We start from the raw sequence: 25088 nt of genomic DNA on the forward strand, positions 1-25088 counted from the left end.
GTGACTGGAACCCTTGTCTTGGCTGGCACTCCCATCGGCGACGTCCAGGACGCGCCGCCCCGGCTCGCCGCGGAACTGGCCGACGCCGACGTGGTCGCCGCCGAGGACACCCGGCGGCTGCGCCGGCTGACGCAGGCGCTGGGCGTGACGCCCAGGGGGCGGATCGTGTCCTACTTCGAGGGCAACGAGGCCGCCCGGACGCCGGAGCTGGTCGAGGAACTGCTCGGCGGGGCGCGGGTGCTGCTGGTGACCGACGCGGGCATGCCGTCCGTCTCCGACCCCGGCTACCGGCTCGTGGCCGCGGCCGTCGAGAAGGACCTGCGGGTGACCGCCGTGCCCGGGCCGTCCGCGGTGCTGACCGCGCTGGCGCTGTCCGGGCTGCCGGTCGACCGGTTCTGCTTCGAGGGGTTCCTGCCGCGCAAGGCGGGCGAGCGGCTGTCCCGGCTGCGCGAGGTCGCCGCCGAGCGGCGCACCCTCGTCTACTTCGAGGCCCCGCACCGGCTCGACGACACGCTCGCGGCGATGGCCGAGGTGTTCGGCGCCGAGCGGCGCGCCGCGGTGTGCCGGGAGCTGACCAAGACCTACGAGGAGGTACGGCGCGGCGGGCTCGGCGAGCTGGCCGCGTGGGCCGCCGAGGGCGTGCGCGGCGAGATCACGGTGGTGGTCGAGGGGGCGCCGGAGAAGGGCGCCGAGGAGATCGGCCCCGAGGAGCTGGTGCGCCGGGTGCGGGTGCGCGAGGAGGCGGGCGAGCGGCGCAAGGAGGCCATCGCGGCGGTCGCGGCGGAGGCCGGCCTGCCCAAGCGCGAGGTCTTCGACGCGGTGGTGGCGGCCAAGCACGCCGGCTGAGGGCCGCGTACGCCGGTTGACGGCGGGGCAGCTGGTGGGACCTTGCTCACACCCCCGCTGAGCAGGGCGTATCTCTCATGAGCGCGCGCCCCATGGGGGAGCAAAGCGGCGTTTCGTGAACGCAAAGCGATACCTGCCGTTCGGGGGCCCCTTGGGCAAGCGCCGCCCAAATCGGCTCCAACACTCGACAGGGCCGCTGCGTCCGCGCCGCCGGAGGCGTCCACTGGAGGACAGGGACGCACCGGTCCCTTCGTCCAGCGGACACGAGGAGCTGGCATGAGCGAGATAGCAGGGCAGACCGGCCACCGCGGTACTGCCACGGCCGTCGTCAACGAGTCGTACTCCTTCGCCTGCATGCGCTGCGGGCACGGGTGGGAGCAGTCGTACGAGATAGAGCACCACACGGACGCCGACGGGCACGACTTCGTGCTCTACGTCGCCGACGGCCACGTCGTGCCCTCGCCGCTGAGCCGGCCCAGCTGCCAGAACTGCGACGGCCACGTCGTGCGGATCATGACGGCCGGACGGGTCTCGTCCGCGCAGAGCCATCTGCACGACCGGCGGCAGCGCCCGGCGGGGCCGGTGACGGCGCCCGCGTCCGAGTCCGCGCCCGGGGAGGAGGCGGCGGACCGCAGGCCGGAGGGCGACCACCACTGGCACCTGTCCGACCTGCTGCACCCGTTCCACCACCGCAAGGCGGACTGAGGAGCGGGGCCCACCGCCCCCACCCGCACCGCTTCGGCGCGGGTGGGGGCGTGCTCCTTCCGTAGGATCGGAGCATGCCTGCACCCGCCGACAAGAACGCGGCGCCCCCGCTCCCGGAAACGCTCCGGATACCGGTCGCCGACTCCCACACCCACCTCGACATGCAGTCCGGCACGGTCGAGGAGGGCCTGGCCAAGGCCGCGTCGGTGGGGGTGACCACGGTCGTCCAGGTCGGCTGCGACCTCGCGGGCTCGCGCTGGGCCGCCGAGACCGCCGCGACGTACGAGAACGTCCACGCGGCGGTCGCCCTGCACCCGAACGAGGCGCCCCGCATCGTCCACGGGGACCCCGACGGCTGGTCACGCCAGGGCGCCCGGCAGGCCGGCGGCGACGCGGCGCTGGACGAGGCGCTGGCCGAGATCGACCGGCTGGCCGCGCTGCCCCAGGTCAGGGGCGTCGGCGAGACCGGCCTCGACCACTTCCGCACCGGCCCCGAGGGCAAGGCCGCCCAGGAGCGCTCCTTCCGCGCCCACATCGAGATGGCCAAGCGGCACGGCAAGGCCCTCGTCATCCACGACCGCGACGCCCACGCCGACGTGCTGCGCGTGCTGAAGGAGGAGGGCGCGCCCGAGCGGACGGTGTTCCACTGCTACTCGGGCGACGCGGAGATGGCCGAGGTGTGCGCCCGCGCGGGCTACTTCATGTCCTTCGCCGGCAACGTCACCTTCAAGAACGCCCAGAATCTGCGCGACGCCCTCGCCGTCGCCCCGCTGGAGCTGGTCCTGGTGGAGACCGACGCGCCCTTCCTCACTCCGGCGCCCTACCGCGGACGGCCCAACGCGCCGTACCTCGTCCCGGTCACGGTGCGGGCGATGGCGGCGGTGCGGGGCATCGGGGAGGACGCGCTGGCCTCGGCGCTCGCCGCGAACACCGCACGCGCCTTCGACTACTGAGCGTGCGGTGACGTACGCAGGGTAGTCGGGTCGCTTTGGAGAGTGACGGACGCTCCGCTAGGTTCTGGGGGCCCGATCCGGGCCCTCGCGACCTCGGCCCCTGGAGCGTGTCGGTGTGAGCACAACGCCCTACGAGTCGTACGAGTCGTCCGAACGGCACGCGCCGACCGAGCCGTACGAATGGACCGAGCCGCCGGGGCAGGGCGCGCCGTACGACGACACCTACCGGCCCGCCTACGCACTCGCCCCGGCGGCGCTGCCCCGGCAGGCGCGGTCCGGCGGCGCCGGGCGCGGGCTGCGGCGGCGCGGGGCGCGGCCGCCGTACCCGGGCCGCCCGGAGACAGGGGTGCGCCGGCTGCTGCCGCAGGCGCTGGTGGTGGCGTTCCTGGCCGGCGGCACCACGGCGTTCGTCGCCCAGGACAAGGCGATCGAGCTGACCGTCGACGGCCGGCCGCGCACCCTGCACACCTTCGCCGACGACGTCTCCGAGTTGCTGGCCGAGGAGGGCGTGCCGCTGGGGGCGCACGACACGGTGGCGCCCGCCCCCGGCGCCCCGCTGCGCAGCGGCGACGCGATCGCGGTCCGGCACGGGCGGCCGGTACGGCTCACCCTCGACGGGCGCCGGCGCCAGGCGTGGACCACGGCGCGCACGGTGGAGGGCGCGCTCCGGCAGTGGGGGGTGCGGACGGAGGGCGCGTATCTGTCCCTGGCGCGCTCCCAGCCGATCGGCCGCGCGGGCCTCGCCCTCGACGTGCGCACCGAACGCACGGTCACCGTCATGGCGGACGGCCGGGCGCGCACCGTGCGCACCAACGCGGCCACCGTCGCGGAGGCGGTGGCGGAGGCCGGGGTCACGCTGAGCGGGCAGGACGCCACCTCGGTCCCGCCGGACGGCTTCCCGCGCGACGGGCAGACCGTCACGGTGCTGCGGATCACCGGGGCGCGGGAGGTGCGCGAGGAACCGGTGCCCTTCGGCGTCCGGCGCGTCGCCGATCCGACGCTGTTCTCGGGCACGGAGGTCGTGGAGCGGCCCGGCGAGCCCGGGGTGCGCCGGGTGACGTACACGCTGCGCACCGTCAACGGCGTGCGGGAGCGGCCCCGGCGCGTCGCCTCGGAGGTGGTGCGCGCCCCGCGCACCCAGCTCGTCAGGGTCGGCACCCGGGCCCACCCGGCGACGGTGCGCGACGCCGACCGGCTGGACTGGGCGGGCCTGGCGCGCTGCGAGTCGGGCGGCCGGGCGGACGCGGTGGACCCGTCGGGCACGTACGGCGGCCTCTACCAGCTCGACGAGGTCACCTGGCACGGCCTCGGCGGCCGGGGCCGCCCGCAGGACGCGCCGGCGGCGGAGCAGACGGACCGCGCCAAGGAGCTCTACGTGCGCCGGGGCCCGAGCCCCTGGCCCCAGTGCGGCGCCCGCCTGCACGCGTGACCGCCCCGGCGGCCCGGCGCCGCGATGTACCGCGCACCGCGCACCGCGCACCGCGCACCGCGCACCGCGCCCGGCGGCCTCGGTCACCGGGCGTACCGCGCCCCCGTACCCTGGTGCGGTGAGCAGCCCCACCCCTGACGCCCTGCTGGGCCCCGCCGACATTCGTGAGCTGGCGGCGGCCCTCGGTGTGCGTCCCACCAAGCAGCGCGGCCAGAACTTCGTGATCGACGCGAACACCGTCCGCCGTATCGTCCGCACCGCCGGCGTCCGTCCCGAGGACGTGGTCGTGGAGGTCGGGCCGGGGCTCGGCTCCCTCACCCTGGCTTTGCTGGAGGCCGCCGAGCGGGTCGTGGCGGTGGAGATCGACGACGTGCTCGCCGGTGCGCTGCCCGCGACGGTCGCCGCCCGGATGCCCGAGCGCGCCGACCGGTTCGCGCTGGTCCACTCGGACGCGATGCACGTAGGCGAGCTGCCCGGACCGGCCCCCACCGCGCTGGTCGCGAACCTGCCGTACAACGTCGCCGTGCCCGTGCTGCTGCACATGCTCGAAACCTTCCCGAGCATCGAGCGCACCCTCGTGATGGTGCAGGCCGAGGTCGCCGACCGGCTCGCCGCCGCGCCCGGTTCGAAGGTGTACGGCGTGCCGTCCGTGAAGGCGAACTGGTACGCCGAGGTGAAGCGGGCCGGCGCGATCGGCCGGAACGTGTTCTGGCCCGCGCCGAACGTCGACAGTGGACTGGTCTCCCTGGTCCGGCGCACCGAGCCGATCCGGACCAGCGCCACCCGGCGCGAGGTCTTCGCCGTGGTCGACGCGGCCTTCGCGCAGCGCCGCAAGACCCTGCGGGCCGCGCTGGCCGGCTGGGCCGGTTCGGCGGCGGCGGCCGAGGCGGCGCTGGTCGCGGCCGGGGTGTCCCCGCAGGCGCGGGGCGAGGCCCTGACCGTCGAGGAGTTCGCCCGCATCGCCGAACACCGCGTCCGCGAGGACCGCGACCGTACCCCTGGCGAACGCGCCGCCGAGACCCGCGTCACCGAGCACGAGGAGCCCGGAAACCAGTGAGCGTCACCGTCCGCGTCCCCGCCAAGGTCAACGTCCAGCTCGCGGTCGGCGCCGCCCGGCCCGACGGCTTCCACGACCTGGCCAACGTCTTCCTCGCGGTCGGCCTGTACGACGAGGTCACCGTCACCGAGGCCGACGAGCTGCGGGTGACCTGCTCGGGCCCGGACGCCGCCCAGGTTCCCCTGGACCGCACCAACCTGGCCGCCCGCGCGGCCCTCGCGCTCGCCGAGCGGTACGGCCGCGACGCCCGCGTGCACCTGCACATCGCCAAGGACATCCCGGTGGCCGGCGGCATGGCCGGCGGCAGCGCGGACGGCGCGGGCGCGCTGCTCGCCTGCGACGCGCTGTGGGGCACCGGCGCCTCCCGCGACGAACTCCTCGGCATCTGCGCCGAACTCGGCAGCGACGTGCCGTTCAGCCTGGTCGGCGGGGCGGCGCTCGGCACCGGCCGGGGCGAGAGGCTGCGGCCGCTGGAGGTGGGCGGCGCCTTCCACTGGGTGTTCGCCGTCGCCGACGGCGGACTGTCCACACCGGCGGTCTACGCCGAGTTCGACCGCCTCACCGCGCAGGCCGACGTCCCCGAGCCGGCCGCCTCCGAGGACCTGCTGACCGCGCTGGCCAAGGGCGACGTCCACGCGCTCGCGGCCGCCCTCTCCAACGACCTCCAGCCCGCCGCGCTCTCCCTGCGCCCGTCCCTGGCCGCCACCCTCGCGGCGGGCCGCGCGGCCGGCGCCCTGGCCGCCCTGGTCTCCGGCTCGGGCCCGACGACGGCCTTCCTCGCCCCGGACGCCGCCGCGGCGACCGAGATCGCCCGGACCCTCCAGACCTCCGGCACCTGCCGCACCACCCGCGCCGCCGCCTCCCCGGCCCCGGGCGCGACGCTGCTCTGACGGCCGCCGGAGGGCTCAGCGGGACCGCGCTCCGGGCCGCCCCCCGGAGGCCCTACGCTTGAAGGCTGATCCATCCCCCCGGGCAGGAGTGAAATGGCCGTCAACCTGGTCAATGTCGAGAACGTCAGCAAGGTGTACGGCACCCGTGCCCTGCTCGACGGTGTCTCGCTCGGCGTGTCCGAAGGGGACCGGATCGGCGTCGTCGGGCGCAACGGCGACGGCAAGACCACGCTCATCCGGATGCTCGCCAAGCTGGAGGACGCGGACACCGGACGGGTCACCCACTCCGGCGCGCTGCGTCTGGGCGTCCTCACCCAGCACGACTCGCTGGACCCCGAGGCCACCGTGCGGCACGAGGTCATCGGCGACCTCGCCGACCACGAGTGGGCGGGCAACGCCAAGATCCGCGACGTGCTGACCGGCCTGTTCGGCGGCCTCGACCTGCCCGGCTTCCCCAAGGGGCTGGACACCGTCATCGGACCGCTGTCCGGCGGCGAGCGGCGGCGCATCGCGCTGGCCAAGCTGCTCATCGAGGAACAGGACCTGGTCGTCCTGGACGAGCCCACCAACCACCTCGACGTCGAAGGCATCTCCTGGCTCGCCGCGCACCTGCGCGGCCGCCGCTCGGCGCTCGTCTGCGTCACCCACGACCGGTGGTTCCTCGACCAGGTCTGCACCCGCATGTGGGACGTCCAGCGCGGCGACGTCTACGAGTACGAGGGCGGCTACTCCGACTACGTCTTCGCCCGCGCCGAACGCGAGCGCATCGCCGCCACCGAGGAGGTCAAGCGGCAGAACCTGGTCCGCAAGGAGCTGGCCTGGCTGCGCCGCGGCGCCCCCGCCCGCACCTCCAAGCCGCGCTTCCGCGTCGAGGCGGCCAACGAGCTGATCAAGGACGTGCCGCCGCCGCGCGACAGCGGCGAGCTGATGAAGTTCGCCTCCTCCCGGCTCGGCAAGACCGTCTTCGACCTGGAGGACGTGACCGTCCAGGCCGGCCCCAAGGTGCTGATGGAGCACGTCACCTGGCAGCTCGGCCCCGGCGACCGCATCGGCCTGGTCGGCGTCAACGGCGCCGGCAAGACCTCCCTGCTGCGGGCCATGGCCGAGGCCGCCCGCACCGAGGGCGAGGCGCAGCCCGCGGGCGGCCGGATCGCCGTCGGCAAGACCGTCAAGCTGGCCTACCTCTCCCAGGAGGTCGCCGAACTCGACCCCGCCAAGCGGGTCCTGGAGGCCGTGCAGGACGTGCGCGAGCGCGTCGACCTCGGCAAGGGCCGGGAGATGACCGCGGGCCAGCTGTGCGAGACGTTCGGCTTCGGCAAGGAGAAGCAGTGGACGCCGGTGGGCGACCTGTCCGGCGGCGAGCGGCGGCGGCTCCAGCTGCTGCGCCTGCTGATGGCCGAGCCCAACGTCCTCTTCCTCGACGAGCCCACCAACGACCTCGACATCGAGACCCTCACCCAGCTGGAGGACGTCCTCGACGGCTGGCCCGGCTCGATGATCGTGATCTCCCACGACCGGTTCTTCATCGAGCGCACCACCGACACGGTGCAGGCCCTCCTCGGCGACGGCACGCTGCGGATGCTGCCGCGCGGCATCGACGAGTACCTGGAGCGCCGCCACGGCATGGAGCAGCGGGCCGCGGCCGCCGCCCCGGCCCCGGCGCCCGCCGCCGAGACCTCCGGCGGCTCCGAGAAGAGCGCCGCCGAGCAGCGCGCCGCCAAGAAGGAACTCCAGAAGATCGAGCGGCAGTTGGACCGGATCTCCGACAAGGAGAGCAAGCTCCACGCCCGGATCGCCGAGAACGCCACGGACTTCGGGAAGGTGGCCGAACTCGACGCCGAACTGCGGGACCTGGCCGCCGAGCGCGAGGAACTGGAGCTGCGCTGGCTCGAACTCGCCGAGGACGCCTAGGCGCGTGACGGGGGGCGCGTGCGCCGTGTGAAGGGCGCGTGCCGGTTTCCGGCGGATTCCCGGCGCGCCGTAACGGCGGCATCACGGGCCGGTCCTCCCTTGGAAACAGGGGTGGGCACGGCCCGGTGGGGTCTCGGCGGCCAGTGATAGAAAGGGCCGTCCGAGAACTGTCTGAAACCGGCTGAGTACGGCTCCGGGGCCACCGCGCGGCTCCGGACGTGGCGAGAAATCAGCCGATGAGGGGGAAACGCGCTGATGTCTCAGCCACCCAACCAGCCGCCGCAGGGCGGCTTCGGCGCACCGGAACCACAGGACCGGCCTCCGCAGCCGCCGCCGCAGCCACCCCAGAGCGCCCCCCAGAGCCCCGGCTTCGGCGCCCCGCAACCGCCCCAGCAGCAGCCCCAGGGCGCCCAGCCGACTCCGCCCCCGGCCGACCAGGACCCGCGCCGGGCCACGCCGCCGCCCCCGGCGGGGCCGCCGCAGGGCGCCCCGCAGACCCCGCCGCCCCCGGCGGGTCCTCCGCAGCCCCAGCCCGGCTACGGCTACCCGCAGCAGCAGCAGCAGCCCGCCCAGGCCCCCGGCCCGTACGCCCAGCCGGGCCCGTACGGCGCCCCGCAGCCCGGCCCCTACGCCGCCCCCGGCACCCCGGGCCCGTACGGCCAGCCCCCGCAGCAGCCCGGCCCCTACGGCACCCCGCAGCCCGGCCCTTACGGCGCCCCCGGCACCCCGGGCCCTTACGGCACCGCCCCGCAGCCCGGTTACGGCTATCCGCAGCAGCCGCAGTTCCCCGGCGGCCCTGGCCTGCCCGGCACCCCGCCGCCCGGCGGCTCCCGCAACCCGTTCAAGGGCCGCCCCGCCGTGGTGATCGGCGCCGCGGTGGCCGGGCTGCTCGTGGTCGGCGGCACCGTGTACGCCGTCACCAGCGGCGGCGACGACGGCGGCAAGAAGCCGGTCGCGCACCAGAGCGACGACCCCAAGCCCTCCGCCTCCGGCGCCTCCGGCCTCCCGGCCAACCCCGGTGACGGCAGCGGCGACGGCGGCGACGACCCGGAGAACCTCAACGAGGGCCGCCAGGCCGGCGAGGCCAAGGTGCTCTGGTACAAGGAGGCGCCCGACGCGCCCGGTTCCGGCGCCGACGCCCCCGGCATGTGGATCACCGACAAGACGGCGGTGAAGGCGGCGTACAAGCAGGTCTTCGCCTACGACGTCGGTGACGGCAAGCCGACCTGGGCCCCGATCGCCTTCCCGCAGAAGATCTGCGCCGTGACGCCGGAGAAGTCGGCCGACGACAAGGTCGTGGTGGCCTACGAGAGCGGCACCAGCGACCGCGCCAAGTGCAACCAGCTCCAGCAACTCGACCTGAACACCGGCAAGAAGGGCTGGAGCGTCAAGCTCTCCGAGGGCCGGCTCTTCGACAGCACGATCACCGTCGAGCTGTCCGTCACCGGCAGGACGCTGATGGTGGGCCGCTCGCAGTCGGGCGTCGCCTACGACATGGACAGCGGGCGCAAGCTCTACGAGAAGGAGAAGTACGGCGAGGCGTGCTTCCCGACCGCGTTCGCGGGCGGCGCCAAGCTGATATCGGTCGCCTCCTGCGGGGCCGGCGGCGCCAACGAACACGACGAGGTGCAGCAGCTCGACCCGGCCACCGGCAAGGTCAGGTGGACCCGGAAGATCCCCAAGGGCTGGTCGGTGCAGCGGGTGTACTCCCTCGACCCGCTGGTCCTGTACTCGACGGACGACAAGAAGCACTGGAACGTGTCGACCCTGAAGGACGACGGCGCGGTCCGCTCCCAGGTCGACGTCAAGGGCTCCTTCGCCCCCCAGTGCGGCTGGGCCATCCTCGAACGCGACCTCCAGGGCTGCCAGGGCGTGGCCGCCGACGCGGACACCCTCTACCTGCCGACCCAGGCGACCACCGGCGCCAACGAGATCGTCGCGGTCAACCTGGCCACCGGCAAGGAGAAGTGGCGGGTGAAGTCCCCCGAGGACACCTCGATGATGCCGGTCAAGGTGGCGGACGGGAAGCTGATCGCCTACGTCGAGCCGTCCTACGACAGCGGCGGCCAGATCGTCTCCGTGCCGACCGCCGGAGCGAGCCACGCCACGACCAGGCTGCTCCAGAACCCGCAGAGCACCGCGGAGATCGAGAACGGCTTCTTCTCCCGCGACATCGACTGGGTCGACGGCCGCTTCTACCTCTCCACCACGCGGCTGAGCGGCAGCGACAAGTCGCGGGAGAAGCTGATGCTCGCCTTCGGCAACTGAGCCGGACCGCCCGCCGCCTGCGTCGCCCGCCGCCGCCTTCGTCCCCGCCCTTGCCGGCCCCGCCCGGTTCCTCCCGGCCCTTCCCCGGCTCTTCCCGTTTCTTCGAGGTGCACCGTCATGACCCAGCCGCCGCCACCGCCCCACCAGCCGCCGCCGCAGGGCGGGTTCGGGCCGCCCCCGAGCGGCCCGGACCTCGGCAAGCCCGCGCAGCCGCCCCAGCAGCCGGCGGGCTACGGCTACCCGGCGCAGCCCCCGCAGGGCGCCCCGCAGACGCCCCCGCCCCCGCAGGGCGCCCCGCAGACCCCGCCGCCCCCGGCGGGCCCGCCGCAGACCCCGCCCGGCTACGGCTATCCCCAGTCTCCCCAGTCTCCGCAGACCCCGCAGCCGCCGCAGCAGCCGGCGGGCTACGGCTACCCGGCGCAGCCGCCGGCCCCGGCCCCGTCTCCGGCCCAGGCCCCGCCCCCGAACGCCTACGGCGCCGGCCAGCCGGGCCAGTACGGCACCCCGCAGCCCGGCTACGGCTACCCCGGCCAGCCGGGCGGTCCTGGCGTTCCGGGCGGCCCGGGCGGCCCGGGACAGCCGGGCTACGGCTACCCCGGCCAGCCGCCCACCGCCCCGTACCCCCCGCAGCAGGGCCCCGGCGGGCCGGGCGGGGGCGACAGAGCGCGCCGGAACCAGCTGCTGATCATCGCCGCGGCCGTCGTCGCCATCGCGCTGATCGTCGGCGGCGGCTTCTGGTACGCGCGCTCCTCCGGTGACGACGACAAGCAGGACACCGCGCACTCCAGCGGCGGCGCCGGCGGCAAGGGCGACGACAAGGGCGGCTCGGCGCACGGCACCGAGAAGGCGCCCGCCGACCCCACCGCCAAGACGCTCTTCCAGGTGCCGCTGACCAAGGTGGCGGACCAGGTCACGGTCACCGGTTCCTGGCTCACCGACAAGGTGTACGCCAAGACGGGCATCGCCGAGGTCGTGGGCTACGACCCGGCCAAGGGCACCAAGCTCTGGACGATCAAGCTCCCCGGCCCGATGTGCGAGATCACCCCGCACACCACGGCGGACCACAAGACGGCGATCATGTACGAGCCCGCCATGGCGACCAAGGCCAAGCCCTCGCACGGCTGCAGCCAGGTCGCGGTGATCGACCTCGACGCCGGCAAGAAGCTGTGGACGAAGACGGTCAAGTCCGGCGACGAACTCGTCAACTTCGACAACATCACCCTCAGCGGCACCACGGTCGCCGCGGGCAGCACCAACGGCGGCGCCGCCTTCGACCTCGCCACCGGCAAGGTCCTGTGGAGCCCGAAGCCCGGCGACACCTGCTACGACGCCGGTTACGGCGGCGGCGCGAAGCTGGTCGCGGTGCGCAAGTGCGGCCAGTACGGCAGCCGTCAGCTGCACATCCAGACCATCGACCCGAAGTCCGGGAAGGTGCTCTCCGAGTACAAGCTGGCCACCGGCATCGAGTACGCGAGCGTCGTCTCCACCGATCCGCTCGTGGTCGGCGCGGAGGTCGGCGACTCCGGCAAGGGCCAGGGCGTCTCGGACCTGTTCAGCATCGACAGCGGGACCGGCGCCCTGCGCACCCGGATCTCCATCCCGCCGGACCGGTACGGCGCCAAGTGCGACGGCATCACCCGGATCGAGGACTGCGTCGGCATCGTCGTCGGCGGCGACAAGGCGTACCTGGCCACCGCGCAGCACGACGCGGGCGGCGACAGCATCGCCCAGACCAACGAGGTCGTCGCCCTCGATCTCGGCACCGGCAAGGAGACCGGCCAGCGCGCGGACGCGGGCGAGGGCTACACGGTCACCCCGCTGCGCATGGACGGCCAGAACATCGTGGCCTACAAGGAACCGCCCTACAACAAGGGCGGCCAGGTCGTCGGCATCGACGGCACCACGTTCAAGCAGACCGTCCTGCTCCAGACCTCCGCGGACGACTCGGTCCGCGACCTGGTGGCCAGCTTCCCGGTGCGCTACGGCGAGACCCTCTACCAGAACGGCCGCCTGTACCTGTCCCAGCGTTACATCTCCGACTGGAGCAGCAGCGGCCAGAAGTATCTGGCGACGGCCTTCGGCGTGGGCTGACCTCCGCGCGCCGGAAAGTGCGCCGATCCGGGTTTCTTTCCCCCGGTAGGGGCAGCGCGGGGTCGGGCGAGCGTGTAGTTTCCCGGAGCACCGGTGCGCGACGGGCGGGAGAGCCGGGGGGCCTCCCGTCCGTACGGGCCGTAGCGGCACGGACGGGCCCGCACGGGCGCCGGCCGGGGGACTGGGGGGTTGCTCGATGGGAGTGCGGCTCATGGTGGTCGACGACCACCGACTGCTCGCCGAGGCGCTGGCCTCCGCGCTGAAGCTGCGGGGACACCGGGTGCTGGCGGCGGCGGCGCCGGCCGCGGGCGCGGCGGACCTGGTGATCAGCCGGGCGCCGGAGGTGTGCCTGCTGGGCACGGCGGCGCCGGCCGAGCCGGGCACGTTCGACCCGGTCGCCCGGATCAGGCGGGAACGCCCGCAGGTGGCGGTGGTGGTCCTCGGCCCGGTCCCCTCCCCGCGCGGCATCGCGGCCGCCTTCGCGGCGGGGGCCTGCGGCTACGTACGCCACGACGAGCGGATCGAGGGCGTGGAGCGGGCGATCGCGAAGGCGCGGGCGGGCGAGGCCGCGATCGCCCCCGGCCTGCTGCAAGGCGCCTTCGCGGAGCTGCTGAACCCGGCCGCCGAACCGGACGACGAGGGCCGCCGGCTGCTGCGGCTGCTCACCCCGCGCGAGGTGGAGGTGCTGGTGCGGGTCGCCGAAGGGGAGGACACCCGGGTGATCGCCGCGGGCATGGGCATAGCTCCCAGCACGGCCCGCACCCATGTGCAGCGGGTCCTGATGAAGCTCGGGGTGGGCTCCCGCCTGGAGGCGGCGGCCCTGGCGGCCCGCACCGGCCTGCTGGACCGGGCGAACCGCCCCTGACGCTTGACCGGGACCGGCCGAACCGCCCCCGGTCACCTCACTTAAGGCTCCGGTCACTCCGGCTCCGGGCCCTTCGGCGCCTCGGCCGGGCGCAGCTTCAGCCACACCAGGAAGAACACCCCGAGGGCCAGCATCCCGATGCCGGTCCACAGGTTGATGTTGACGCCCTGCGCCTTGTCGATCGCCGCCTGCGAGTCGGTGATCCCCGTGATCGTCACGATGATCCCGTACAGCACGAACAGGCCGCCGATGATCCGCCGCAGGTCGAAGATGCGCGCGGCGGTCGCCGACTTCCCCTCCAGCTCGGTGACGTGCTGGTGGACGTCCTGCTCGGAGTGACCGGAACGCTCGGAGTGACCGGAACGCTCGGAGTGACCGGAACGCTCGGAGTGACCGGAACGCTCGGGGTGACCGGGACGCTCGGACCGTCCGGAGTTCTCAGACTGTGACATGGTCTCTCAATCCTCCCGCGGTCAGAACGAGAACGGGATGTAGCAGACGGCGGCGAGGGCGACGGCGCCCCACCCGAGCAGCGCGGGCCGGCGGTACCAGGCCTCGTCCCCGGGCGCCGGCGCCTCCGCCATGCCCGGCGACGTGGTGCCGTAGACGAGCCCGTGCAGTTCCTCGGCGGGCTTCGGCTTGGTGAACAGCGACACCGCCACCATGACCACCGCGCCCGCGACGAACCCGGCGATCGCGGAGACGAAGTTGGCGCCCTGGTCGGTGGGGATGTCCACGATCCCCTTCTTGTAGAGGACGAAGTAGTTCACCATCGCGGCCGTCGTACCGGCCAGCAGCCCCCAGAAGCCGGACTTCATGGACGCCCGCTTCCAGAACATGCCGACGATGAAGACGACGAACATCGGCACGTTGAAGAAGGAGAACAGCGTCTGGAGGTAGCTCATGATGTTCGAGAACGACGACGCCAGGAACGCCGTGCCGACCGAGGCCAGCACGCCGACCGCGGTGATCAGCCGCCCGAACCGCACGTAGTAGGCGTCCTCGCGGTCCTTGACGAGGTACTTCGCCCAGATGTCGGTGGTGAACACGGTGTTGAACGACGACACGTTGGCGGCCATGCCGGCCATGAACGCGGCGAGCAGTCCGGTCACCGCGATGCCGAGCACGCCGTTGGGCAGCAGCTCCTGCATCAGGTAGGGGATCGCGTCGTTGTACTGGAGCCCGGAGGTGGAGGTGCCGATGTTGGGCACCAGCGCGGCGGCGACCAGGCCCGGGATCATCACCAGGAAGACGATGAAGATCTTCGGGAACGCGGCGATCAGCGGGGTGCGCTGCGCGGCGGACAGGTTCTTCGCGGACAGCGCCCGCTGCACCTCGGCGAAGTTGGTCGTCCAGTAGCCGAAGGACAGCACGAAGCCGAGGCCGAGGACGATGGTCAGCCAGTTCGCGCCGAGCGGGTTGGCGTGGCCGATGCCGGTGCCGCCCCAGGCGGAGGTGAAGTTGTCGCCGTGGGCGGCGTTCAGCTTGTGCGTCAGGCCGTCCCAGCCGCCGACCTTCTTCAGGCTGAGCACCACGAGCGGGATGAGCGCCGCGAGGATCACGAAGAACTGGAGCACTTCGTTGTAGATCGCGGACGACAGGCCGCCGAGGGTGATGTAGGCGAGCACGAAGAAGCCGGCGACCACGATCGCCACCCACTGCGGCCAGCCCAGCAGCGCCTCCACGACGATCGCGAGGGCGTAGAGGTTGACGCCCGCGATCAGGATGGCCGCGAAGGCGAACAGGATCGAGCTGAGCAGGTGCGCGCCCTTGTCGAAGCGCAGCAGCAGGAACTCGGGGACCGAGCGCACCTTGGAGCCGTAGTAGAAGGGCATCATCACCAGGCCGAGGAAGACCATGGCCGGGATGGCGCCGATCCAGTACCAGTGCACGGTGTAGGCGCCGTACTGGGCGCTGTTGGCGGCCATGCCGAGGATCTCGGTGGCGGCCAGGTTGGCGGAGATGAACGCCAGACCGGTGATCCAGGCGGGCAGTGAGCGCCCGGACAGGAAGAAGTCGAGGCTGGTCTTCACCGAGCGGCGGGCGGCGAGGCCGATGCCGAGGACCACGGCGAAGTAGATGCCGAGGATCGCGTAGTCGAGACCGTTGGTGGGCAGCCGTAGCTCCGCTGCCAGGTACGCGGGTGCGTATGTGGGGGTTTGCATGAGAACTCGCTTCGTCGCGCGAACTGATCCAGCGGGGAACCTACGCCTGTGCGTTCATGAATTGAACACTTTTGTTGGTTGTCTTTGTTTGATTGTGATGTAGCCGCCGGAGTGACCTTTCGCCACGCCAGCGCTGTGCTGCTGCGAGGGCTACGATGATTGGTTGTGACGTGTTATGTTTGATTGTGTTGAGTGATTCGGTTGATTGGCTGAGCGGGTGCGGTGGCCCGGGCTTGGACCAGTAGGGAGTCCGACAGTGAAGAAGACCTCGACCCGGCTGGCCGACGGCCGCGAGCTGATCTACTACGACCTGAGCGACGACACCGTGCGCGACGCCGTCGACCGCCGCCCGCTGGAGCCGACCGTCACCACCTCCGAGATCCGCCCCGACGTCCTGCTCGGCGACGCGGTGGCGGTGGCCTCGCACCGCCAGGGCCGCACCTACCACCCGCCGGCCGACGAGTGCCCCCTGTGCCCGACGCACGGCGAGCGGCTGACCGAGATCCCCGACGCGTCCTACGACGTGGCCGTCTTCGAGAACCGCTTCCCCTCGCTGGCCGGCGACTCGGGCCGCTGCGAGGTCGTCTGCTTCACCTCCGACCACGACGCGTCCTTCGCCGATCTGACCGAGGAGCAGGCGCGGCTGGTCCTGGAGGCGTGGACCGACCGGACGTCGGAGCTGTCGCATCTGCCCTCCGTCGAGCAGGTGTTCTGTTTCGAGAATCGCGGCGCCGAGATCGGCGTGACCCTGGGTCACCCCCATGGCCAGATCTACGCCTACCCCTTCACCACCCCCCGCACCGCGCGGATGCTGGCCTCGCTCGCCGCCCACAAGGAGACGACCGGCGGCGAGAACCTCTTCGACGCCGTCCTCGCCCGCGAACTCGCCGGTGAACGGCTGGTCCTGGAGGGCGAGCACTGGGCGGCCTTCGTGCCGTACGCCGCGCACTGGCCCTACGAGGTGCACCTCTACCCCAAGCGCCGCGTCCCCGACCTGCTCGCGCTGGACGAGGCGGCGCGCACAGAGTTCCCCCAGGTGTATCTGGAACTGTTGAGGCGCTTCGACCGGATCTTCGGCGAGGGGGAGGCCCCCACCCCGTACATCGCGGCCTGGCACCAGGCGCCGTTCGATGTGCCGGCGGAGTTCGAGGGCGTGGTCCGCGAGGACTTCGCGCTCCACCTCGAGCTTTTCACCATCCGCCGCACTTCGGGCAAGCTGAAGTTCCTCGCGGGTTCCGAGTCCGGCATGAACGTGTTCATCAACGACGTGCCGCCGGAGCGCGCGGCCGAGCGACTGCGAGAGGTAGCGAGTTCATGAGCGGGAAGTACCTGGTGACGGGCGGCGCGGGTTACGTCGGCAGCGTGGTCGCCCAGCACCTGCTGGAGGCGGGTCACGAGGTCACCGTCCTCGACAACCTCTCGACCGGTTTCCGCGAGGGCGTCCCCGCCGGCGCGGCCTTCGTCGAGGGCGACATCCGCGACGCCGCCAAGTGGCTGGACGCCTCCTACGACGCGGTGCTGCACTTCGCGGCGTTCTCGCAGGTGGGCGAGTCGGTGGCGCGGCCGGAGAAGTACTGGGACAACAACGTCGGCGGCACCATGGCGCTGCTCGGCGCGATGCGCGAGACCGGCGTGCGCAGGCTGGTCTTCTCCTCCACGGCGGCCACCTACGGCGAGCCGGTGAACACGCCGATCACCGAGTCCGACCCGACGGCCCCGACCTCCCCCTACGGCGCGTCCAAGCTGGCCGTCGACCACATGATCACCGGTGAGGCGGCGGCCCACGGCCTGGGCGCGGTCTCGCTGCGCTACTTCAACGTGGCCGGGGCGTACGGCGCCTGCGGCGAGCGCCACCAGCCCGAGTCGCACCTGATCCCGCTCGTCCTCCAGGTCGCCCAGGGCCGCCGCGAGGCGATCTCCGTCTACGGCGACGACTACCCGACCCCGGACGGCACCTGCGTACGCGACTACATCCACGTCGCCGACCTGGCCGAGGCCCATCTGCTCGCGGTGCGGGCCGCCACCCCGGGCGAGCACCTGATCTGCAACCTCGGCAACGGCAACGGCTTCTCCGTCCGCGAGGTGATCGAGACCGTACGGCAGGTCACCGGCCACCCGATCCCGGAGGTCACCGCCCTGCGCCGGGCCGGCGACCCGGCGGTCCTGGTGGCCTCGGCGGCCGCCGCCCGCGACAAGCTCGGCTGGAACCCGTCCCGCGCGGACCTCGCGGGAATCGTCGCGGACGCCTGGGAGTTCGCGCAGAACACCGCGAAGGAGCAGTAAGTGGGGGCACAGGAAGTCACCGACGGCTTCGCCGCGCTCTACGGCGCCGCGCCGGAGGGCGTGTGGGCGGCGCCGGGCCGCGTCAACCTCATCGGCGAGCACACCGACTACAACGACGGCTTCGTGATGCCGTTCGCGCTGCCGCACGACACCCTCGCCGCGGTGGCCCACCGCGACGACGGCGTGCTGCGGCTGCACTCGGCGGACGTGCCGGGCGGCCCGGTCGAACTGCGGGTGGCCGACCTGGCCCCCGGCTCGGACCGGGAGTGGACGGCGTACCCGGCGGGCGTGGTGTGGGCACTGCGCGAGGCCGGCCACGAGGTGCCGGGCGCGGACGTGCACCTCACCTCCACGGTGCCGTCCGGCGCGGGCCTGTCCTCCTCGGCGGCCCTGGAGGTGGTGGTCGCCCTGGCGCTGAACGACCTCTACGACCTCGGCCTGGAAGGCGGGCAGCTGGCCCGCCTGTGCCAGCGCGCGGAGAACGTCTACGTCGGCGCGCCGACCGGCATCATGGACCAGACCGCCTCCGCCTGCTGCACGGCCGGCCACGCGCTGTTCCTGGACACCCGCGACCTGTCCCAGCGCCAGATCCCCTTCGACCTGGCGGCCGAGGGCATGCGTCTGCTGGTGGTCGACACCCGCGTCAAGCACGCCCACAGCGACGGCGAGTACGGCAAGCGGCGGGCCGGCTGCGAGAAGGGCGCGGCGCTGCTCGGCGTGAGCGCCCTGCGCGACGTGCCCCACGCCCGACTGGACGCGGCGCTCGACCGGCTCGGCGACGAGCCGGAGGTACGGCGCCTGGTGCGGCACATCGTCACCGAGAACGAGCGGGTCGAACGGGTCGTCGCGCTCCTGGAGTCGGGCCGCACCCGCGCGATCGGCCCGGTGCTGACCGAGGGCCACGCCTCCCTGCGCGACGACTTCCGCATCTCCTGCCCGGAACTGGACCTGGCCGTCGACACCGCCCTGGCCGCCGGCGCCCTGGGCGCCCGCATGACGGGCGGCGGCTTCGGCGGCTCGGCGATCGTCCTGGCGGAGGAGTCAGACGTCCCGGCGATCACCAAGTCCCTCGAAGACGCCTTCACGACGGCGGACTTCACCCTCCCGCGCGTCTTCGAGGCGGTGCCTTCGGCGGGGGCGCGCCGGGTGGGGTGAGTGCCGCGGCGGCCGCCGGCACGGGATGGGGGCGCCCCGCATAGGATCGCCCGGTCCTCCCACCGCAAGGAGCCGTGCCCGGTGACCGCCACCCTGCCCCCGTCCACCACGACCGCCGGCCCGCGCGCCGCGCGGCTGCTCGCCCGCTCCGAGGACGGTGAGCGGCTGCACGCGCTGCTGTGGGCGGCCGGGCCGGGCTGGCGGATGATCAGCAGCGCGGTGCTGGGCGGCGGGATCGGCGAGCGCGGCTGGGTGCTCAACGCGCAGGTCGCCCACGGCTACCGGCGCACCGACCCCGACCGGCACCTCGCCGAACTGGCCGCCGGGGCCGGTGCGGTGGGGCCGGGGGTCGGGCTGATGACGGCGGCCGACGTCACCCGCTACGGCCAGGCGGCGGACGCCGGCGTCGAGGCGGTCGTCACGGCGGGCATCAGCGTGCGCGGCTGGGCCGCCGCCCCGGCGCAGACCGCCGTCCTGCCCGCCCAGCCCGGCACGATCAACATCGTCGTCGCCGTGCCGGTGGCGCTGACCGACGCGGCCCTGGTCAACGCGGTCGCCACCGCCACCGAGGCGAAGGTCCAGGCCCTCCTGGAGGCGGGCCACGACTGCTCCGGCACCCCCACGGACGCGGTCTGCGTAGCCGCCCGAGTCCCCACCCCCGGTTCCACCCCCCACGCCTTCGCCGGCCCCCGCTCCCTCTGGGGCGCCCGCCTCGCCCGAGCAGTCCACCGAGCCACCACCACCGCCCTCCCACCCCGCTGATCCCCGGTGACGAAGGACCACGGGTTTCCGGCGCCCGGGCTGGCGTCCGCTCAGCCCAGGGGCTTCACCAGGGTGTACTCCGTGAGGCCCGGGGGGTAGTCGGGGAGGGCGCAGATCACCTTGTAGCCGTGGCGGCGGTAGAAGTGGGGGGCCTGGAAGTCCCAGGTCTCCAGGCGGGCGGCGGTGCAGTCGCGTTGGTCGCGGGCGATGCGTTCGGCGCGGGTCAGGAGGCGGGAGCCGAGGCCCGATCCCCGGTGGCGGGCGTCGACCCAGAGGTAGGTCACGTGCAGCCAGGTCGTCCAGGTGTGGCCCACCAGGCCGCCCGCCAGCGCGCCCGCCGGGTCCAGCGCCCAGACGTGCAGGGGCGCCTCGCGTTCCGCGGGGGTGCCGCGCAGCGCCGCCAGCACGGGGGAGGCCGCCGTGTTCGTGTCGCGGAGCCGGGAGCGGAGCAGATCGCGGCGTACTTTGTCGACTCCCGCCTCGATACGGAACATGCGGCACACCCCAAACGCGTCGTCCGGTCAGTTCTGCGAATTGTCTTCCCCTTCCGGCCGCCGCCCGTACTCTGAAAAACGGTGCCGGTGGGGGCCGGCGCCGTTCAGGGGGCGCGACCGCCGGGTACGGCGCCCGCCGTGGGGGTAGCACTTCCGCGGGGCGGCGGCCGTGCGGTCCCGCCGGCCCCGGGTGCGGTACCCGCTCCGGTGTCCGCCATGCGCGTCTGCGACGACGGGAATCCCCTGCTCCGCCGGGAGCCTGGGGGAGGGGGGTTCAGTGGTTCGAGTCCGGGTCCTGGTCGTCGACGACCATCGGATCTTCGCCGAGTCGCTCGCCGCCGCGCTGGCGGCCGAGCCGGACGTCGACGTGTCCGCGGCCGGTTCCGGACCGGCCGCGCTGCGCTGCCTTGAGCGCGCCGCCGCCGAGGGCCGCCGCTTCGACGTGCTCCTCGTAGACGCCGACCTCGGCGGGAACGCACCCGGCGAGCGGGCCGCCGTGCCCGTGCGGGACGGCGACGCGGAGGGGCTGGTGGACGGGATCTCCCTGGTGGCCGGGGTGCGCGTCGCCCAGCCGGGGGTGCGGACCGTCGTGCTCGCCGAGAAGGACGATCCGCGCCGGGCCGCGCTCGCGCTCCAGGCCGGGGCCTGCGGCTGGGTGGCCAAGGACTGCTCGCTGTCCCGGCTGCTCACCGTGATCCGGGGCGTGCTGCGCGACGAGACGCATCTGCCGCCCGCGCTGCTCACCGGCGTGCTGCGCGAACTGACCGCGGCCCGCAAGCACCGCACCGAGAGCGAGCGGCTGGTGGAGTCGCTGACCCCGCGCGAGCGGGAGGTGCTGCGGTGCATGGTCGCGGGGCTCGGCCGCAAGGCCGTCGCCGAGCGGCTGTACCTCTCCCCGCACACCGTCCGCACCCATATGCAGAACGTGCTGGGCAAGCTCGGCGTGCACTCCACGCTGGCCGCCGTCGCCCTGGCCCGCCGCGCCGGGGTCGGCCCGGTCGACCTGCCGCCCGCCGCCGGCCGTGTCGGCGTGGAGGAGAGCAGCAGCGCCTGAGCGCCGGGCGCCTCAGCCCGGGATGTTGTCGAACGGGGCCGTCAACTGCCGCAGCAGTCCGGCCAGTTCCGAGCGCTGGGCGGCGGACAGTTCGCCGAGGATCGCGCGCTCCTGGGCCAGCAGGCCCGCGAGGGACTGGTCCGCGCGGTCGCGGCCCTCGTCGGTGAGCCGCACCAGCACCCCGCGCCGGTCGCTGGGGTCGGGCAGCCGTTCGACCAGGCCCTTCTTCGCCAGCCGGTCGATGCGGTTCGTCATCGTGCCCGAGGTGACCAGCGTCTGGGTGAGCAGCTGCCCGGGCGAGAGCTGATACGGCGTCCCGGCGCGCCGCAGCGCGGTCAGCACGTCGAACTCCCAGGGCTCCAGACTGTGCTCCGCGAAGGCCAGTCGACGCGCCCGGTCCAGGTGCCGGGCCAGCCTGCTGACCCGGCTCAGCACCTCTAGCGGTTCCACGTCGAGGTCCGGGCGCTCCCGCCGCCACGCCGCGACCAGCCGATCGACCTCGTCCTCCATGCGATCAGTGTAGTGGTTGTGTCGATGTGAAGTCTCTTGACATCAACATTCTTGACATAGAGAGAATTGACGGGCGACAGTGGGAAGGCGCCAGCGTGTCGCCGAACGACGAGCCCGAGGAGCCGCCATGTCCGAGTCCAGCGCCCGCAACCCCGTCTGGGACCCGGCGCAGTACCTGCGCCACGCCGGCCACCGGGCCCGCCCGTTCGCCGACCTCCTCGCCCGCGTCCCGTCCCCGCCCGCCCCCGCGCCCCGCGTCGCCGACCTCGGCTGCGGCCCCGGCAACGTCACCGCGTACCTCGCCGGCCGCTGGCCCGCCGCGCACATCACCGGGTACGACAACTCGCCCGAGATGCTCGACAAGGCCGTCGTGGACCACGAGGGCGCGACCCCCGGCGGCGGCCGGCTCGACTTCGCGCCCGCCGACGTCCGCACCTGGACGCCCCCGGAGCCGTACGACGTGATCGTCAGCAACGCCACCCTCCAGTGGGTGCCCGGCCACGCCGGACGGTTCGCCGACTGGGTGGCGGCCCTGCGGCCGGGCGGCGCCCTCGCCTTCCAGGTGCCCGGCAACTTCGGCGCGCCCAGCCACCGGATCATGCGCGCCCTGGCCGGCTCCGCCCGCTGGCGCGACCGCCTCGCCGGCGTCCTGCGCCACGCCGACGCCGTACTGGAGCCCCAGGAGTACCTGGAGCGGCTCACCGCCCTCGGCTGCGCCGCCGACGTGTGGGAGACGACGTACGTCCATCTGCTCCCGGGCGAGGACCCGGTGCTGGACTGGGTGATGGGGACCGGGCTGCGGCCCGTGCTCACCGCCCTCGCCGACGAGCCGGCGGCCCGCGAGGAGTTCCTCGCCGAGTACCGGGCCGCCCTGCGCGAGGCCTATCCGGCCGGCCCGCACGGCACCCCGTTCCCGTTCCGCCGGATCTTCGCCGTCGCCGTCAAGGAGGCATGAGACGTGCTCACCGCCGTCGACCACGTCCAGCTCGCCGCCCCGCCCGGCTCCGAGGGCGACCTGAGGGCGTACTACGCCGGTGTCCTCGGCATGACGGAGATCCCCAAGCCGCCGCTGCTCGCGGCCCGCGGCGGCTGCTGGTTCCAGGCCGGGTCCGTCCAGCTCCACCTGGGGATCGAGGAGGACTTCCGGCCCGCGCGCAAGGCCCATCCGGGGCTGCGGGTGCGCGGGATCGAGGCGTACGCCGCCCGGCTGGCTGAGCGCGGCGCCCCGGTCACCTGGGACGACCACCTGCCGGGCCACCGGCGCTTCTACTCCGAGGACCCGGTGGGCAACCGCCTGGAGTTCCTGGAGCCGACCGGGTGACCTCAGGACTTCAGGAGGGGGTGCGGCCCGGGTGGGTGACGAGGATCTGGATGACCTCGGACTCGATGGCGTACAGGACCCGGTAGTCGCCGACCCGCAGGCGGCGAAGGTCGTACGAGCTGTACGGACTCGACCCCGCCGGGCGTGGATCGTCGGCCAGCTTGTCGATGGCGTCCAGGACCACGGCGAGGCCGCCGGGGTCCTCTGCCAGGAACCGGGTCGCCGCGTCGAGAGCGTGCGGGTCGAAGACGATCTCGTAGGTCACTTCTGTTCAAGCCCCAGCCGCTTGCGCACCTCGGCCATCGGAATGCCCGGCCCGAGCGTCCCCTCCGCCTTGCGCCGCTGGTAGTCGGCGATCGCCAAGGCGTCCTCAAGATCCTCTATCACCTGCGGTGACACCAGAAGCGCGGCCACGTGGCCGTGGTCGGTCAGGGCGATGGTCTCGCGGCTGTGGGCGGCCCGGCGGACCAGGTCGCCGAGCTGGGAACGGGCAGCGCTGATCGCGATCTCAGTCATATGCGCACCATGCCACAAGATTAATCTTGCGCCCTCTTGGTGTCACTCGATCGAGTGATTGTCAGTCGATATCCACCCGATCGAGTGGCCCTCAGCTCTTCCGGTGCCCTATCAGCCGCGGCTTCGGCTCCAGGCCGTCCAGGCCGTGCCAGGCCAGGTTCACCAGGTGCGCGGCGACCTCCGCCTTCTTCGGGCGGCGCACGTCCAGCCACCACTGGCCGGTCAGCGCGACCATGCCGACCAGGGCCTGGGCGTAGAGAGGGGCGAGCTTCGGGTCGAAGCCGCGGGACTTGAACTCGCGGCCCAGGATGTCCTCCACCTGGGTGGCGATGTCGGAGATCAGCGAGGCGAAGGAACCCGTGGACTGCGGGATGGGGGAGTCGCGGACCAGGATCCGGAAGCCGTCGGTGTACTCCTCGATGTAGTCCAGGAGCGCGAAGGCGGCCTGCTCGCACAGCTCGCGCGGGTGGCCGGCGGTCAGCGAGCCGGTCACCATGTCCAGCAGCCGCCGCATCTCGCGGTCCACCACCACCGCGTACAGCCCCTCCTTGCCGCCGAAGTGTTCGTAGACCACCGGCTTGGACACCCCGGCCTTCGCCGCGATCTCCTCCACCGACGTGCCCTCGAACCCCTTCGCCGCGAACAGCGTGCGACCGATCTCCAGCAGCTGCTGGCGGCGCTCGGCACCGGTCATGCGGGTGCGGCGCGCACGCCGCGGCTTGTCATCGCTGGGGGTGCTGGAGTCGGTCGCCACGGCGTCAATCATGCCGCCTTCGCGGTTTCCCTCCGGCGGCGGGAGCCGCGTTCGTCGGTGTTGCGGCGGGAATCGATACGCGAGCGTGACGGCCAGCGCACGTCGTACGCCCAGCCCAGCCGCTCGCACCAGCGGATGATCCGCGCCGAGGAGTCCAGCTGCCCGCGCTCCACACCGTGCCGCGCGGAGGTCGGGTCGGCGTGGTGCAGGTTGTGCCAGGACTCGCCGCAGGACAGGATCGCCAGCCACCACACGTTGCCCGAGCGGTCCCGCGACTTGAACGGGCGCTTGCCGACCGCGTGGCAGATGGAGTTGATCGACCAGGTCACATGGTGCAGCAGCGCCACCCGGACGAGTGAACCCCAGAAGAGCGCGGTGAACGCGCCCCACCACGACATCGTCACCAGTCCGCCGATCAGCGGCGGCAGCCCCAGCGACACGACCGTCCACAGCACGAACTGGCGGGAGATCCGCCGCATGGCCGGGTCCTTGACCAGATCCGGCGCGTACTTCTCCGGCGGGGTCTGCTCCTCGTCGAACATCCAGCCCACATGGGCCCACCACAGGCCCTTCAGCAGCGCCGGGACGCTCTCCCCATAGCGCCACGGCGAGTGCGGGTCGCCCTCGTGGTCGGAGAACCTGTGGTGCCGGCGGTGATCGGCCACCCAGCGCACCAGCGGTCCCTCCACCGCCATCGACCCCGCGATCGCCAGCGCGATCTTCAGCGGCCGCTTGGCCTTGAAGGAGCCGTGGGTGAAGTGCCGGTGGAAGCCGATGGTGATGCCGTGGCAGCCCAGGAAGTAGAAGAAGACCAGCAGACCGAGGTCCAGCCAGCTCACCCCCCACCCCCACGCCAGGGGCACCGCCGCGAGCAGCGCCAGGAACGGAACGGTGATGAACAGCAGCAGCGTGATCTGCTCGATCGAACGCTTCTGCTCGCCGCCCAGGGTGGCGGAGGGCGTCGCGTCGGCCGCCGTGCGCGGGGCGTCGTCGATCACATCGGAGGAGCTTGCGGTCATGGGCGTCCCCTGTGGGGTCGAGGGTCGAGACAGGTGCCGG

Annotated in this window: 25 protein-coding genes; 17 read left to right on the plus strand and 8 right to left on the minus strand. The window is 73.3% G+C overall.

From position 1 onward, the window contains the following. The 10 genes from rsmI to ABEB07_RS35830 all read left to right on the plus strand — a co-directional run bounded on the left by rsmI (window position 1) and on the right by ABEB07_RS35830 (window position 13015). The gene (gene rsmI / locus ABEB07_RS35785) at window positions 1-846 is read left to right on the plus strand and encodes a 16S rRNA (cytidine(1402)-2'-O)-methyltransferase (RefSeq protein WP_176149333.1); all 846 of its coding nucleotides are present in this window, start codon (window positions 1-3) and stop codon (window positions 844-846) included. Window positions 847-1122: 276 nt separating this feature from the next. Further along, complete coding sequence (locus ABEB07_RS35790; protein WP_345672234.1) at window positions 1123-1551, plus strand: hypothetical protein; 429 nt, start codon at window positions 1123-1125, stop codon at window positions 1549-1551. Window positions 1552-1625: 74 nt separating this feature from the next. Beyond that, window positions 1626-2504: a TatD family hydrolase gene (locus tag ABEB07_RS35795; RefSeq protein ID WP_345672236.1), complete on the plus strand. Its 879-nt coding sequence runs from the start codon at window positions 1626-1628 to the stop codon at window positions 2502-2504. Window positions 2505-2619: 115 nt separating this feature from the next. Continuing rightward, window positions 2620-3933, plus strand: a complete 1314-nt coding sequence (locus tag ABEB07_RS35800; protein ID WP_345672237.1) for a ubiquitin-like domain-containing protein — start codon at window positions 2620-2622, stop codon at window positions 3931-3933. 118 nt (window positions 3934-4051) lie between these two features. Further along, on the plus strand, window positions 4052-4990 hold the full coding sequence (gene rsmA, locus ABEB07_RS35805) for a 16S rRNA (adenine(1518)-N(6)/adenine(1519)-N(6))-dimethyltransferase RsmA (RefSeq protein ID WP_345672238.1): 939 nt from the start codon (window positions 4052-4054) through the stop codon (window positions 4988-4990). Then, window positions 4987-5880: a 4-(cytidine 5'-diphospho)-2-C-methyl-D-erythritol kinase gene (locus ABEB07_RS35810; RefSeq protein WP_345672239.1), complete on the plus strand. Its 894-nt coding sequence runs from the start codon at window positions 4987-4989 to the stop codon at window positions 5878-5880. The genes rsmA and ABEB07_RS35810 overlap by 4 nt, the downstream gene beginning before the upstream one ends. A 93-nt stretch (window positions 5881-5973) precedes the next feature. Beyond that, a complete protein-coding gene (locus ABEB07_RS35815; protein ID WP_345672240.1) occupies window positions 5974-7791 on the plus strand; it encodes an ABC-F family ATP-binding cassette domain-containing protein in 1818 nt (605 codons plus the stop codon). Between the two features lie 255 nt (window positions 7792-8046). After that, entirely contained in the window at window positions 8047-10059 is a 2013-nt protein-coding gene (locus ABEB07_RS35820; RefSeq protein WP_345672242.1) for an outer membrane protein assembly factor BamB family protein, read from the plus strand. A 117-nt stretch (window positions 10060-10176) separates the two neighbouring features. Continuing rightward, on the plus strand, window positions 10177-12150 hold the full coding sequence (locus ABEB07_RS35825; RefSeq protein WP_345672243.1) for an outer membrane protein assembly factor BamB family protein: 1974 nt from the start codon (window positions 10177-10179) through the stop codon (window positions 12148-12150). A 196-nt stretch (window positions 12151-12346) separates the two neighbouring features. Then, window positions 12347-13015, plus strand: a complete 669-nt coding sequence (locus tag ABEB07_RS35830; protein ID WP_164584698.1) for a response regulator transcription factor — start codon at window positions 12347-12349, stop codon at window positions 13013-13015. A gap of 53 nt (window positions 13016-13068) precedes the next feature. Here the strand turns inward: ABEB07_RS35830 and ABEB07_RS35835 are convergent, their stop codons facing one another. Next, window positions 13069-13467: a hypothetical protein gene (locus ABEB07_RS35835; protein WP_345672244.1), complete on the minus strand. Its 399-nt coding sequence runs from the start codon at window positions 13465-13467 to the stop codon at window positions 13069-13071. Window positions 13468-13488: 21 nt separating this feature from the next. Then, window positions 13489-15180, minus strand: coding sequence for a sodium:solute symporter family protein (locus tag ABEB07_RS35840; RefSeq protein ID WP_176149325.1), 1692 nt, complete (start codon window positions 15178-15180; stop codon window positions 13489-13491). A 256-nt stretch (window positions 15181-15436) separates the two neighbouring features. On the opposite strand from ABEB07_RS35840, the gene galT reads away from it, so the two are divergent. The 4 genes from galT (at window position 15437) to ABEB07_RS35860 (ending at window position 19380) form a co-directional block, all read left to right on the plus strand. Beyond that, complete coding sequence (gene galT, locus ABEB07_RS35845; protein WP_345672245.1) at window positions 15437-16498, plus strand: galactose-1-phosphate uridylyltransferase; 1062 nt, start codon at window positions 15437-15439, stop codon at window positions 16496-16498. After that, entirely contained in the window at window positions 16495-17463 is a 969-nt protein-coding gene (gene galE, locus ABEB07_RS35850; protein ID WP_345672246.1) for a UDP-glucose 4-epimerase GalE, read from the plus strand. Before galT ends, galE begins: the two co-directional genes overlap by 4 nt. Continuing rightward, on the plus strand, window positions 17464-18618 hold the full coding sequence (gene galK, locus ABEB07_RS35855; RefSeq protein WP_345672247.1) for a galactokinase: 1155 nt from the start codon (window positions 17464-17466) through the stop codon (window positions 18616-18618). A gap of 81 nt (window positions 18619-18699) precedes the next feature. Further along, entirely contained in the window at window positions 18700-19380 is a 681-nt protein-coding gene (locus ABEB07_RS35860; RefSeq protein ID WP_345672248.1) for an adenosylcobinamide amidohydrolase, read from the plus strand. A 50-nt stretch (window positions 19381-19430) separates the two neighbouring features. Here the strand turns inward: ABEB07_RS35860 and ABEB07_RS35865 are convergent, their stop codons facing one another. Beyond that, the gene (locus ABEB07_RS35865) at window positions 19431-19874 is read right to left on the minus strand and encodes a GNAT family N-acetyltransferase (RefSeq protein WP_345672249.1); all 444 of its coding nucleotides are present in this window, start codon (window positions 19872-19874) and stop codon (window positions 19431-19433) included. 277 nt (window positions 19875-20151) lie between these two features. Here ABEB07_RS35865 and ABEB07_RS35870 point away from each other — a divergent pair, with 277 nt between their 5' ends. After that, on the plus strand, window positions 20152-20928 hold the full coding sequence (locus ABEB07_RS35870; RefSeq protein WP_345672250.1) for a response regulator transcription factor: 777 nt from the start codon (window positions 20152-20154) through the stop codon (window positions 20926-20928). A 12-nt stretch (window positions 20929-20940) separates the two neighbouring features. Here ABEB07_RS35870 and tamR read toward each other — a convergent pair whose 3' ends face one another. Next, complete coding sequence (gene tamR / locus ABEB07_RS35875) at window positions 20941-21438, minus strand: MarR family transcriptional regulator TamR (RefSeq protein ID WP_345672251.1); 498 nt, start codon at window positions 21436-21438, stop codon at window positions 20941-20943. Window positions 21439-21565: 127 nt separating this feature from the next. On the opposite strand from tamR, the gene ABEB07_RS35880 reads away from it, so the two are divergent. Together ABEB07_RS35880 and ABEB07_RS35885 are read left to right on the plus strand one after the other, a co-directional pair. Further along, window positions 21566-22393 carry a trans-aconitate 2-methyltransferase gene (locus ABEB07_RS35880; RefSeq protein WP_345672252.1) on the plus strand — a complete coding sequence of 276 codons (828 nt, stop codon included), beginning with the start codon at window positions 21566-21568 and terminating at the stop codon, window positions 22391-22393. A gap of 3 nt (window positions 22394-22396) precedes the next feature. Then, window positions 22397-22759: a VOC family protein gene (locus tag ABEB07_RS35885; protein ID WP_345672253.1), complete on the plus strand. Its 363-nt coding sequence runs from the start codon at window positions 22397-22399 to the stop codon at window positions 22757-22759. 10 nt (window positions 22760-22769) lie between these two features. Here the strand turns inward: ABEB07_RS35885 and ABEB07_RS35890 are convergent, their stop codons facing one another. The 4 genes from ABEB07_RS35890 to ABEB07_RS35905 all read right to left on the minus strand — a co-directional run bounded on the left by ABEB07_RS35890 (window position 22770) and on the right by ABEB07_RS35905 (window position 25048). Further along, window positions 22770-23024: a type II toxin-antitoxin system RelE family toxin gene (locus tag ABEB07_RS35890; protein WP_345672254.1), complete on the minus strand. Its 255-nt coding sequence runs from the start codon at window positions 23022-23024 to the stop codon at window positions 22770-22772. Next, window positions 23021-23275, minus strand: a complete 255-nt coding sequence (locus ABEB07_RS35895) for a type II toxin-antitoxin system Phd/YefM family antitoxin (protein ID WP_176149315.1) — start codon at window positions 23273-23275, stop codon at window positions 23021-23023. The genes ABEB07_RS35890 and ABEB07_RS35895 overlap by 4 nt, the downstream gene beginning before the upstream one ends. A gap of 91 nt (window positions 23276-23366) precedes the next feature. Then, window positions 23367-24041 (minus strand): TetR/AcrR family transcriptional regulator, encoded by a 675-nt coding sequence (locus ABEB07_RS35900; RefSeq protein WP_164586874.1) that lies wholly within the window; start codon window positions 24039-24041, stop codon window positions 23367-23369. After that, window positions 24038-25048, minus strand: a complete 1011-nt coding sequence (locus tag ABEB07_RS35905; protein ID WP_176149313.1) for an acyl-CoA desaturase — start codon at window positions 25046-25048, stop codon at window positions 24038-24040. The genes ABEB07_RS35900 and ABEB07_RS35905 overlap by 4 nt, the downstream gene beginning before the upstream one ends. Window positions 25049-25088 lie beyond the last annotated feature (40 nt).

The organism is Streptomyces similanensis (assembly GCF_039543625.1).
GTDB classification, from domain to species: domain Bacteria; phylum Actinomycetota; class Actinomycetes; order Streptomycetales; family Streptomycetaceae; genus Streptomyces; species Streptomyces similanensis.

What these genes read in the sequence shown, in the direction of transcription:
- ABEB07_RS35790 (WP_345672234.1), top strand. Translation starts at nt 1,123, where the DNA reads ATGAGCGAGATAGCAGGGCAGACCGGCCACCGCGGTACTGCCACGGCC.
- ABEB07_RS35795 (WP_345672236.1), top strand. Translation starts at nt 1,626, where the DNA reads ATGCCTGCACCCGCCGACAAGAACGCGGCGCCCCCGCTCCCGGAAACG.
- ABEB07_RS35815 (WP_345672240.1), top strand. Translation starts at nt 5,974, where the DNA reads ATGGCCGTCAACCTGGTCAATGTCGAGAACGTCAGCAAGGTGTACGGC.
- ABEB07_RS35820 (WP_345672242.1), top strand. Translation starts at nt 8,047, where the DNA reads ATGTCTCAGCCACCCAACCAGCCGCCGCAGGGCGGCTTCGGCGCACCG.
- ABEB07_RS35825 (WP_345672243.1), top strand. Translation starts at nt 10,177, where the DNA reads ATGACCCAGCCGCCGCCACCGCCCCACCAGCCGCCGCCGCAGGGCGGG.
- ABEB07_RS35830 (WP_164584698.1), top strand. Translation starts at nt 12,347, where the DNA reads ATGGGAGTGCGGCTCATGGTGGTCGACGACCACCGACTGCTCGCCGAG.
- ABEB07_RS35835 (WP_345672244.1), bottom strand. Translation starts at nt 13,467, where the DNA reads ATGTCACAGTCTGAGAACTCCGGACGGTCCGAGCGTCCCGGTCACCCC.
- ABEB07_RS35840 (WP_176149325.1), bottom strand. Translation starts at nt 15,180, where the DNA reads ATGCAAACCCCCACATACGCACCCGCGTACCTGGCAGCGGAGCTACGG.
- galE (WP_345672246.1), top strand. Translation starts at nt 16,495, where the DNA reads ATGAGCGGGAAGTACCTGGTGACGGGCGGCGCGGGTTACGTCGGCAGC.
- ABEB07_RS35865 (WP_345672249.1), bottom strand. Translation starts at nt 19,874, where the DNA reads ATGTTCCGTATCGAGGCGGGAGTCGACAAAGTACGCCGCGATCTGCTC.
- tamR (WP_345672251.1), bottom strand. Translation starts at nt 21,438, where the DNA reads ATGGAGGACGAGGTCGATCGGCTGGTCGCGGCGTGGCGGCGGGAGCGC.
- ABEB07_RS35880 (WP_345672252.1), top strand. Translation starts at nt 21,566, where the DNA reads ATGTCCGAGTCCAGCGCCCGCAACCCCGTCTGGGACCCGGCGCAGTAC.
- ABEB07_RS35895 (WP_176149315.1), bottom strand. Translation starts at nt 23,275, where the DNA reads ATGACTGAGATCGCGATCAGCGCTGCCCGTTCCCAGCTCGGCGACCTG.
- ABEB07_RS35900 (WP_164586874.1), bottom strand. Translation starts at nt 24,041, where the DNA reads ATGATTGACGCCGTGGCGACCGACTCCAGCACCCCCAGCGATGACAAG.
- ABEB07_RS35905 (WP_176149313.1), bottom strand. Translation starts at nt 25,048, where the DNA reads ATGACCGCAAGCTCCTCCGATGTGATCGACGACGCCCCGCGCACGGCG.